The sequence below is a fragment of the Thermococcus sp. genome, from assembly GCF_026988555.1.
Taxonomy (GTDB): domain Archaea; phylum Methanobacteriota_B; class Thermococci; order Thermococcales; family Thermococcaceae; genus Thermococcus.
Window position 1 is genome coordinate 1 of sequence record NZ_JALSLB010000052.1, and the last position, 10,133, is coordinate 10,133.

The 10,133-nt window shown below is 50.4% G+C and carries 12 protein-coding genes, 1 tRNA gene and 1 pseudogene; 6 read left to right on the plus strand and 8 right to left on the minus strand.

All coding sequences use genetic code 11. The annotated features are described in order from the left end of the window. Window positions 1-68: 68 nt before the first annotated feature. The 3 genes from MVK60_RS07665 to MVK60_RS07675 all read right to left on the minus strand — a co-directional run bounded on the left by MVK60_RS07665 (window position 69) and on the right by MVK60_RS07675 (window position 2,220). Entirely contained in the window at window positions 69-692 is a 624-nt protein-coding gene (locus MVK60_RS07665) for a hypothetical protein (protein WP_297438100.1), read from the minus strand. A gap of 27 nt (window positions 693-719) precedes the next feature. Then, window positions 720-1,670 (minus strand): DNA adenine methylase, encoded by a 951-nt coding sequence (locus MVK60_RS07670; RefSeq protein WP_297438102.1) that lies wholly within the window; start codon window positions 1,668-1,670, stop codon window positions 720-722. Between the two features lie 100 nt (window positions 1,671-1,770). After that, window positions 1,771-2,220, minus strand: a complete 450-nt coding sequence (locus MVK60_RS07675; protein WP_297438120.1) for a hypothetical protein — start codon at window positions 2,218-2,220, stop codon at window positions 1,771-1,773. A gap of 196 nt (window positions 2,221-2,416) precedes the next feature. Between MVK60_RS07675 and MVK60_RS07680 the strand changes: the two are divergent. Continuing rightward, window positions 2,417-2,545, plus strand: a pseudogene (locus MVK60_RS07680) (EVE domain-containing protein); the annotation flags it as partial. On the opposite strand, the gene MVK60_RS07685 reads toward MVK60_RS07680, so the two are convergent. Both MVK60_RS07685 and MVK60_RS07690 read right to left on the minus strand, forming a co-directional pair. Next, window positions 2,526-3,476, minus strand: a complete 951-nt coding sequence (locus tag MVK60_RS07685; protein ID WP_297438104.1) for a hypothetical protein — start codon at window positions 3,474-3,476, stop codon at window positions 2,526-2,528. The pseudogene MVK60_RS07680 and the gene MVK60_RS07685 sit on opposite strands and share 20 nt — an antisense overlap. 808 nt (window positions 3,477-4,284) lie before the next feature. Further along, window positions 4,285-4,361: transfer RNA gene (locus MVK60_RS07690), tRNA-His, on the minus strand. A gap of 142 nt (window positions 4,362-4,503) precedes the next feature. On the opposite strand from MVK60_RS07690, the gene MVK60_RS07695 reads away from it, so the two are divergent. Then, entirely contained in the window at window positions 4,504-5,142 is a 639-nt protein-coding gene (locus MVK60_RS07695) for a hypothetical protein (protein ID WP_297438106.1), read from the plus strand. A 1-nt stretch (window position 5,143) separates the two neighbouring features. Here MVK60_RS07695 and MVK60_RS07700 read toward each other — a convergent pair whose 3' ends face one another. From MVK60_RS07700 to MVK60_RS07710, 3 genes are read right to left on the minus strand one after another with little or no spacing between them, the layout of a single operon-like run. After that, entirely contained in the window at window positions 5,144-5,893 is a 750-nt protein-coding gene (locus MVK60_RS07700) for a biotin/lipoate A/B protein ligase family protein (RefSeq protein ID WP_297438108.1), read from the minus strand. Window positions 5,894-5,944: 51 nt separating this feature from the next. Beyond that, a complete protein-coding gene (locus MVK60_RS07705) occupies window positions 5,945-6,424 on the minus strand; it encodes a signal peptidase I (protein WP_297438110.1) in 480 nt (159 codons plus the stop codon). Then, window positions 6,397-6,948: a DUF531 family protein gene (locus MVK60_RS07710; protein WP_297438122.1), complete on the minus strand. Its 552-nt coding sequence runs from the start codon at window positions 6,946-6,948 to the stop codon at window positions 6,397-6,399. The genes MVK60_RS07705 and MVK60_RS07710 overlap by 28 nt, the downstream gene beginning before the upstream one ends. A 61-nt stretch (window positions 6,949-7,009) precedes the next feature. Between MVK60_RS07710 and MVK60_RS07715 the strand changes: the two genes are divergently transcribed. Genes MVK60_RS07715 through MVK60_RS07730 form a run of 4 tightly spaced genes read left to right on the plus strand, consistent with a single transcriptional unit; the run spans window position 7,010 to window position 10,032 of the window. Next, entirely contained in the window at window positions 7,010-8,095 is a 1,086-nt protein-coding gene (locus tag MVK60_RS07715) for a hypothetical protein (protein WP_297438112.1), read from the plus strand. Then, on the plus strand, window positions 8,092-9,027 hold the full coding sequence (locus tag MVK60_RS07720; RefSeq protein ID WP_297438114.1) for a dipeptidase: 936 nt from the start codon (window positions 8,092-8,094) through the stop codon (window positions 9,025-9,027). The genes MVK60_RS07715 and MVK60_RS07720 overlap by 4 nt, the downstream gene beginning before the upstream one ends. Window positions 9,028-9,074: 47 nt before the next feature. Further along, a complete protein-coding gene (locus MVK60_RS07725; RefSeq protein WP_297438116.1) occupies window positions 9,075-9,686 on the plus strand; it encodes a DUF257 family protein in 612 nt (203 codons plus the stop codon). Continuing rightward, window positions 9,673-10,032, plus strand: a complete 360-nt coding sequence (locus MVK60_RS07730) for a DUF257 family protein (RefSeq protein WP_297438118.1) — start codon at window positions 9,673-9,675, stop codon at window positions 10,030-10,032. Before MVK60_RS07725 ends, MVK60_RS07730 begins: the two co-directional genes overlap by 14 nt. The last annotated feature ends 101 nt before the right edge of the window (window positions 10,033-10,133 follow it).

The following is a 10,133-nucleotide window of genomic DNA, read 5'->3' on the forward strand; positions in this document are numbered from 1 at the left end:
CATTTATTTGTATTTAGAAAACCAGGAAAAGGAGAAAAAACTGAAAAATTCAGAGAAAGCCAGATGATTTAACTCCTCCAAAGCTCAAAAAGAGAAATACCGTATTTCTTAGGCGCTGGCCTATTTCGAACGGCAGTCGTTATTATTTTGTCTATATCACCGTATTCGCTCTGTGCGATCCATCGTATGAACCGCATAAGAAACTCCCGGGGAGGATCAAGTTTGCTTTCTTTACATCCCCTTTTGCCATAATTCCAATCCTGCTCGGCCATTAATAATGAGCCATAGAAAACGGTTACATCAGGAGGATCGAGTTCCATTGAGAAATTTATACCCCGAACATCGTCTAGGACCCCATTTATGCCTTCCCCATGATTAATCCTTTCAAATGCCAAAAACACAGCCCTTGCATGCTTTTCATCACTTATCCGCTTAAGATACAGGTCAAAGAACAACCGGACATGCGTTGGGGCAAATTCTTTTCTTCCCTCCGGTTGAAGAACGACTCTAAAGTCCCCCAGGCATATTTTGTCCGTTCTAACAATGTAGACCTTGGTTCCGTTGGAGCCAGAATATAACAGTATCCTTCCCCCTTCTTTGATAACTCTGCGGGTCTTTTTAGTCTCCTTTATTTCCGCAGGTCTTAGCTTTTGAACTATCTCAAAAACATCGTCCACTCTCACGAACTTCACCAAATATCAAAAAGAGGGCAGGACTTTTTAAATAGATCGCTCTGCAACGGTTAAATACTCAACAAGCGATTTAGACGCCATCAAAGCCTTCGATCTACCGTTGTTGACAAGAAGCTTTGCTCTTTCCCGCCCTACTCGTAATTCCTTGGGAACATTTGTAACAAGCATCTCCGGAACTTCACCCCTGCGATCGGCTTTTGAGTTTATTGGCCTCTTCGCGTAGATCTTGAATATCTCAAATCCCTCTATCCCCTCATACAGCTCACGAACCGGCTTTACATAGGAGTTGCTCAGGATAAAGTAAACCCCTTTCTCATGCAGCTCAAGGCAAACATCCCTGAGGCGCTTCTGGTCTTCTTTGCTGAAGTCTTCTTTCGAATAGCTAGTAAAACTGGCAGTTTCTGAAACCGGATGATATGGGGGATCAAAATAAACCAAGTCTCCAGGCTTCGCAACTCTCAAGATGTAAATGAAATCTTCGTTGTAAATATTGAGCTTTTTCAAAACTTCACTAGCCCTCCTAAGTCGCTCTTCATCCACTATCTTGGGGTTTTTGTATCTACCAAACGGGACATTGAACTCGCCTTTCCTATTCTCACGGTATAAACCATTGAAAGCAGTTTTATTTAAGTACAAAAGCAGGCTTGCGAGTCTGATATTTGGAATCTCAAATCCACTCCTGACTATCTCATTGAACTCAGAACGGGCCATGTAGAAATATTCTTTCTCATTTTTGTGTCTCTTCGCATCTTCAATTAGTTCGTCAACGTGATCTCTAACGACAACGTAGAAGTTGATGAGTTTGGGGTTTATGTCGTTTATAGTTCCCCTTTTGGGATCCATCAAGAAAGTAACCGCACCACCACCAAAAAATGGCTCGTGGAACGTTCTATTTCTAAAGTCCTCCGGCATTAAAGCAACGATTTCATGGAGTATCTGTCTCTTTCCACCGGCCCACTTAAGGATAGGTTCTGCCATCGATTACATCCTCCCAGCCGTTGTTTAGGCCACGCCCTAATAAGGCATTCGATAAAATCACGTGCAACATAAATATAAAATTTTTGGTGCAACACAATATTCACAATTTGTAATCAAGACCCAATATCTTCCTAACGTAGTTAGATACGTCCAACCCCTCCTCCTGCGCCCGCTTAGAGATCATCTCATACTCATCCTCAGTAACGCGGATTGACAACCACTTATTCCGCTTGTTTTTGACAGCTACCGTTCTAGCTTCAGTTTCCCATATTTCCTTTAGGGCCCTAGCTTTTTTCTTAAGTAGTTTGGTGCTATTTAACCCTGAAAATTCCCTAGCAAGAATTTTCTTGAAATCAGAACATACTTGAGGATCTCCTCTAGAATATTTAGCAAACTCATTCACGGCCAGTTCAACGGCAATAGTTTCATTTGGAACATTTTCAGATTTCAGGATCACTTCAAAGGCCCTAGTTCCAGCAACGGGAATTTTTAGCTTACGGGTAGCCGGAGTCTTTAACGCTATGAGTTGTTCTATGATCTTTTCGAACATGAGTTCCACCAATATAACGTGCAACATAAAGGGAATTTAAAGGTTAACCCGCTGAAAGTCAGATTACTTTTCGATTTTTATACGAAACCTAAACACGACAGGAATATTGGAGAAGAAGTATTCAATTTAAATCGAGGATATTCATACTGAAACTTCTGCAAAGGAGATTATCACAAAGGTTCTAAACCATAAGCCCGACTTCAAGCCCCTCATCCCAAAGCTGAAGTTCATCACCAACAAGAAGCGCTGGAGCGGGCACCTGATGGGCAAGGCGATGAGAGAACTGCCAGAGGGGGACTACAAGCTTATTGAAAGCCTGCTTTGATTCCCAACTTTTTCCGCTGCTCCTTGATAACAAGTATCTTGGAGAACCGGAGTAATTGTCTTTTATCCAGAAGATCAATCAAAATCTTAGCATCCTCCATGCATTGTTCAAATATATCCCTTAGCTGTTTATTTTCCATCTCCAGCTCCATGACCCTATAGCGTAACCTCCAGTTCTCTCTTTCGAGTTGCTTTATCTTGTGGGGATCCGATGCCTCAATGAGCCTTTCAAGCCCACCCTCCACCGCACCCAAGAACGCGTCTGGATCACTGGAAAAGTGGAGGAGTTGCCTGACATCAACGTATCCCCTCTGGATCAGCAGGAGGAGAGTTTTCTCCCCAAGTTTGGAGTATATATCCCTCCTAACGAGCATGTCCTTCACTTCTGAACTCAAAAGTCCCGAAATTACCCTATCAACCTCCCTAAAAGTTGTTGTTTTGAAACTGTACCGGAGTTCAGTTCTGCCCGCAGTGGTCTTTTGAGGTCTCTTCGGTGTGCTGCGGAATTTAGGGGAAGCCGGAGTTTCCACACTTTCTGTCCCCATACCGGAAGGATCCTGAGACATTCCAAATTTACTGGATTCCCACTCTCCCCGGTATTCCTCAAACGCCGCTATCAATCTCTCCCACGCTTTTTTAACCACATTCTTGTGGCGTCCAGATTTTCTGGAGGCCTCCCTGAACGATTTGGACGTGTAAAGGGGCTCAACGGTCTCCCACTGGGCAGGTGTTAGCACCTCCAGGTGGCTATCGGCAAGCCATTCCACGAACTCCACAGGGGGTAGCATTTCTCTCCAGGACACGGAAGTAATTTTTGGACGGGAATGGACACTGTCCCCCTCGTTCTCTACAGATGGTTCTCCGCCGGGATTTTTATTGGGCGCAATCCCCTCCACCATGTTTATTACCGGTGAAATGTTTAACATTATCATTTAAATCATTTACGCTAAGTTCACATCATGACAGTTATCCGGCGGACGGGGGGCATCTGGGCACTACAAACCACGTGCACACAGGAAGATAGACAGGTAGAAAAGGTCATGCACTTTCCCATATTCATGGCCAATCTGGGGTTAAAATTACTGGTTCTCGCGTGAACTATTCACGCGAGAAATTGGAAAAAGCTGAATGCCCAGGATGCCCACGTGCCCATTGTGCCCATGGACATGTTAAAATAATTCCGAAATGCGGCACTAAATTCAAAATCCACGGGGAGGGCAGTTACGATAATGAACCCCGAATCCGGAACTATTATGCGCATCGATGTTTTTATTTGTTTCAATATCCGGAAGAATATCCATTAATTAAAATAACTTCAACTAGGGAAACCTCCCAGGACAGATTCCAAGCAGTAATTTGAACCTAATGAAACTTCCACTTGGCGAAAGTTCCAAGGATACAGGTGTACCCCACTCAGAGGGGTTAGGGTAGTGAAAGCTCTGGAAAAAGCTTCACTAAAGTTCGTAGCCCTTCACCTGGGGAGTTAAAGTGATGGGGTTTCGAGCTTTAGACGTTCCCCCAAAAAGAGAACACTCCAAAACTACATTTTGGAGATGAGTTTTACACTCTTTTGACGCCCGTAGGGTGTCTTTTTAAAGTTAAACCCGTTTACAAGGAGTCTCAAAAAGAGTTCTCTCCTGAAACGATTGACTTCAAGTTGAAACCCCTAAGAACTTGCACTTCAAAAAGGAGCCACGAACCTTGATAAAAATTTCGCCTGGCGAAAGTTTGTTAGAATTATGGGGCCAGGGCCGGGATTTGAACCCGGGCTAGGGGATCCACAGTCCCCTGTGCTAACCAGGCTACACCACCCTGGCCATTTCCAGCTAAACCTTTTGGGTTAGATTTATAAAGTTTTCGACGGAAGGGGCTGAAAGAGGGAGCTGAGACCTTTTACTTAATCCAACCCCCACGTAACGGCGCTTTCGCTGGAATTAAGAATCGTCCGGAGGTTTCGACATGAAAGCCAAACGCGAAGCCCTTGTGAGCCTTTTCACAGCTATGAGGGAAGGAAAGGTTGACGCGGATATAATCAACCTCCTCCTGCTCATAAACTCCATCAATGGCATCTACACGACCTCCTCCTGCTCCGGCAGGATCGGCATAATGGAGGAACCGGACCTCGGGGCCAAGCCCCTCGCGAGGTGGCTGATCAAGGTCCACAGGCAGATGGAGTTCGAGGAGGCAAGGGAGGCCCTGAGAAGCGCCGAGAAGGGTCTCATATTCCTCAAGAGCCAGCCGCCGATATTCCACATCGTCGCCGAGGACATCGAGAAGGCAAAAAAGCTCCACGAGCTCGGCCTAGCGAGCGGCTTTAAGTACACCACCTTTAAGGTTATCTCCAAGCGTTACCTCGTTGAGATAAACGCCACCGAGTACCTAACCGCTCCCCTCGGGAGAGACGGGAGAGTTCTAATCGACGATGAGTATCTCCGCTTCGCCGTACAGCTGGGCAACGACATGCTGAGGAGAAGCAAGGGAAGACTGCCGCGCTTGGAGAGAAACTTCAGAAAGCTGAGGGAGGAACTCGGCGAAGACGAGCTGTTCTACGAGCTGGCGAGGCGGTATAGGATAGAAGAAAACTGGAAGTTACCTTAAATCACCGGCTCTCGTTCCACTCCGGGTTTCCGTAGCGCCCCTCCACCAGCTCTTCGGCCAGTTCAAGCTCGTAATCCGTTAGTTCCTCTTCCTCCGGCTCGAACGCGGTAAAGAACTTGTCCTTCAACAGTTCGTAGACCTCCCAGCGGCTCATCTTTATCCCCTCGCGCTCCAGCGTTGTTACCCTCTCCCAGATGCTTGAAACACCCTTGTCGGCCAGCTTCAGCTTGGAGGCCCGCAGAACCCTTCCGAGCACCTCAACGCGCGTGGAGTACATAAAGGTGCCGTGCTGGAGGATTATCCCCTTCCGCCTCGTCTGGGCGGAACCGCTGATTTTTTTCCCGTTGGCCACGATGTCGTTCAGGCCGGAGAAACCGGCATCAAGGCCGAGCTCCTTGAGTGCATCCACAAGCGGGCCGGCCAGATAGCGGTAGCTCGTCTCGATGTTCCTGAGCATCGGATGGTAGTCCTCACCGGCAATCACCGAGTAGGTCACCTCACCGTATTCGTCGTGGAAAACCGAGCCGCCGCCAGTAATCCTTCTCACAACCGGAATACCTAACCTTTTGGCTTCGTCGAGGTCAACGTCGTGGACGACACTCTGGAATCGGCCTATCGTTACAGAACTCGGCGAGAAGGCGTAGAGCCTCACCGTGTCTGGAACTTTCCCCCCGATTCTGGCGCGCATTATGGCCTCGTCTATTGCCATCTGAACCTCGGGCCTTGCAACTATGAGCGGGATGAACCTCATGAGATCACCGGACAGTAGAGGGGTGAACGTCCTTTTAAGCCCACTGGTCGCTCAGCCCCCCAGACCGAAGGCCTCGCGGATGTCAAGGGGTATGAGACCTATCTTTGGAAAGACCACCAGGGCCTTGTCCTCAACGGCATACGCTGGAACGCATGGAACGGCGCCGTAGGGGGTCGGGTACGGTGGATCAGGAACCGGGTTGTTGTCACCCCAAGTCAGAAAACACTTCTCTATCTTGCCGCCGAGGTTCACCTCACCTATCTCCCTGACGCGGTGGATTATAGGGTATGGGTAGCCGGGACGCTTGTAGACTATGACGTCACCAACATGTACGTCGTTTATGTTGCTCCCGTCTATACCCCTGAGCAGTACCACATCACCTCGGTAGAAAACTGGCTCCATTGAACCGCTGACCACTATAACAAGCGGGGAGCCTGTATGAAAGGCAAATTTCAGACCAAACTGAAGTGCGAAGACCACAACAACCGTAATAAGCACCCAGGTCACGTCTTTTTTCCAGCCATCGTCCATTTCAATGCCTCCATGAAAGTTATTATCCTCACGGGGATGGCACCTATCGCGGTGCAGGTCTCAAGGCTGACCCCCCTCCCTGTCACATCAAGATGGTGGTGAGCAATCTTAAAGATTTCCTTTGGAAGGCCGTGCCTTCCGAGGCCAACGAGGAACAGAAAACTCTCCCCTGCCAGAGCCCTGCGGGAGACCTCCAGGGGGGTAATAGCTCTGTCCTTCCTGGGTTTCCTGGTGGTTGCGATTACCCTCCCGAACTGGGAGGGAAAACCCCTACCTGGAAAATCCAGGAGGTGGAACCTGTTCCCCTCCGCGAGCTCAAGAAGGTATCTCCCACTCCCCCCTATGGTAGTGTGGCCGCTTATCTCCCCGGCCACGTCCACGGGCCGCCCCTTCAGGGGAAAACCCACCAGGGCCAGATGAAAACCGTAGGCGTAGGCCACAGGGGCGGCACGGGCCACAGCACGGAGGTGTGCCTCATGAAGCTTTCTCCGGTCGTATGAATTGTAAAGCGCAAGAGTCAGCATACCAACCATTCGCTTTGAGGAGCGAACCTTTATAAGTATTTAGAACAAATTAAAGGGTGATATGACAACGCTGGAGGATATACGGCTTCTGGTGGAGAGGGGCTTCTACGAGGAAGCCCTTGAAAAGATCACCGAGCTTCTACATCCGGTTGATCAGGTGAAGGCTCTGGGTTACCTAGCCTTTGTTCTAGCCAGGGAGGGGGGGTACGACTGGGTCTCCGATGTGATCTCCGACAGCATCTACATCGCGGACAAGATAAAAGGGGCGGCCGAGAAGGCCGTAGCCTACGCCATAATCGGCTCAACCCTCTCGATCCTCGACTACGAGGAGGACTCCGTTGAGATGTTCTCAAAGGCCCTTGACCAGGCGGAGAGGATAAAAGACCCCATCACCAAGGGGAGGGTCCTCTCACGTCTGGCGTACCGACTGGCCATATCGGGTCACTCCGAAACCGCCATTGACCTGTTCAACACTGCCTTCGACACGATAATCGGGGCCGAGATAAAGTACACAGAGAAGGTCGACGGCCTCATAAGAACGGGCGAGCTCATGGAAAAGGCAGGGGACGCCCTCACGGCCAAGGATGCGATGAGGTTCTACGGCATGGCATTTGATATCTTCGACAAGCTCCACGTCAACCAGAGGGCGGCCATCGTGGAGAAGAAGATAGAACTCTGCAGGACGGTGATGGACGTAGGGCTCCCGGAGATACGCGCGGCCCTTCTGGAGGGGAGGAACCGCTACGCTCTGGCCCTTATAGAGAGAAAGTACCACGGGGTGATGCGGTTCCTCGGGGAGCTGGAAGTGGCGATGTGGATGAAGAGGGTCAACAACAGGGAGTACCTGGACGTGATCGAGAGGGCCTTCCAAGAGTCAAAGGACATCCGTCTGACGGAGAGCAACGTCCAGCGCATAGCCACCATCCTAACCGACCTGGGGAGCCTAAGACGGGCCCTAGAATTTGCCAGCATGATATCCGACGTGCGACAGAAGAGCGAGGCCCTGAAGGCCATAGCCCTGGAACTGGGTAAGAGACGTGAGTTTGAGGAAGCCTTCAAGCTCACAGAGGGCATCCCCGATGAAGAGGTAAGGGGGGAGGTCATCACAGAACTCACCGCTATGCGCGGAGCGGGTGAAACCATATGATATTCGACGCCCATTCTGACGTACCAACCTTTGTGTACTACGAAAGAGAAAACGGGCAAACTGCCGTGCTCGAAAGAAACTACCCCCGCTTCTTCGGGGGCATCGTGACGGCGAGGGTCGCCTCCATATGGACCCCCGTGGACAGGAGAAACCTCGCCCTCAGGTACGGAATCGAGGCGTTCAGCAGACTGCTCAGGGACGTGGACGAAAGCGAACACTTTGAGCTCGTGACCAGCACGGAAGAAATGCGGAGGGTCATCGAAGATTGGAAAGTCGCCCTGTGGGCCGGTATGGAGGGAGGGGAGCCACTTGAATCGAGCCTGGATGTTCTTGAAGTATTCCACCGTCTAGGCCTCAGGGTTCTAACCCTGACGTGGAGTCTAAGGAACTCACTAGGGGACGGCGTATTCGAGAGGACAAACGGGGGGCTGACGAATTTCGGGGTGGAGGTCATTGGCAAAGCCGAGGAACTCGGGATCCTACTCGACCTGAGCCACATAAACGAGGCCGGCTTCTGGGATGCCCTGGACGTGACATCCTTCCCGGTCATAGCCTCGCACTCCAACGCACGGGCGCTCTGCGACCACCCACGGAACCTAACGGATGAACAGATAACGGCCATAGCCGAGAGGGACGGGGTGATAGGGGCCGTGGCGATCCCAAGCTTCGTGGACGGGGAAGAGCCCACGCTGGAGAGGTACGTTGACCACATCGTTCACATGGTCGACACGGCCGGCCACCGGCACGTTGGCCTAGGATTCGATTTCGTTTACTACCTCAAAGGATGGAGCGGAAAAAGCGTAAAAGGCCTCGAAGACGAATCGAAGATCCCCAGCCTGGTGGAGAAGCTTCACGAGAACTTCAGCGAGACAGAGGTCAGCGGTATCACCTTCAAGAACTTTGAGAGGGTCTTTGAAAGGGTTGTGGGCTGAACCGGCGATGAGTTTAATTACGGATAACAGCCTTCGGTGGTGATAACGTGTCCGTTGAGGACCTCCTCAGGAGCGTCCCCGAGGGTAAGATACTGGTCGAGTACGAACCCATGAAACACCCGGAACGAATCTTCCACACCATGATAAAGTTCTACCTGAACTCCGGAGACGTCCCCCTCGTGGTGGACGTGATAGATAGCCTGCACGTGTTCGTACAGCACCTAGCGTTTCAGGGGGTGAATCTGCCCCTCGACAAGATACTTGTGATCAAATGCGGCGGCAGGGTGAATCTGGGCAACGTAATAGGGAGGATAAGCGTAACCGACAACTTCGAGTACTACCTAGCACAACACGCGAGGATCGCGAGGAAATTCATGAAGACCGTCGAGAAGGGGAGACAGGTGACGTTCTTCCTCGGCACCGGGAAATTCATCATGACCTTCCAAGACGACCCGTACAAGCTGGAGAACTACTTCGAGACCATCTTCAGAGGATACGACACAAAGGGCGACAAGGTCAGCATCTTCTTCGTAAACAGGGGCGTGGTAAACGAACACGCCCTAAAAAGCCTCGAACAGGACTCGAACTACGTCATCCAGGTAGATAGGGAAACCAGACTCCTAAAAGCCCCAGGGAGGGTGGGAAATGAGGCTCTCTGAATACCTGAGGAACGTGGTGCCCGGGGACATGATCCTGGTGGAGCACCCCTCAATCTCACTCGTCCCAAGGGTGTTTCACGTGATAATCGGGGCCATCAACCGGGACAGCATAATACTGCTGGACATACTGGACGGAATCCTCTCCATAAAAAAGGAGCTTGAACTGGAGGGCGTTGACGTCTCGTACCTGGAGAGGATCCCCAGGCTCACGGGGAGCGGGAGATCGAAGTGGGGCAATGTGATAGCCTCTATAGACGTTCACTCGGATCCGGGCATATTCCTGAGCAAATTTGAGCGCTTCTCACGGGACTACTACTCCAAGCACCGGGGGCTGTTCTGTAGATGATAACAAACGAAACGTTTAAATACTTTTGTTACTCAATTCTTCTTGGTGAGAGGTGAGTGCGACTTTATCGGACTGGTGAAGTCGCCAAGAAACTTGGAGTT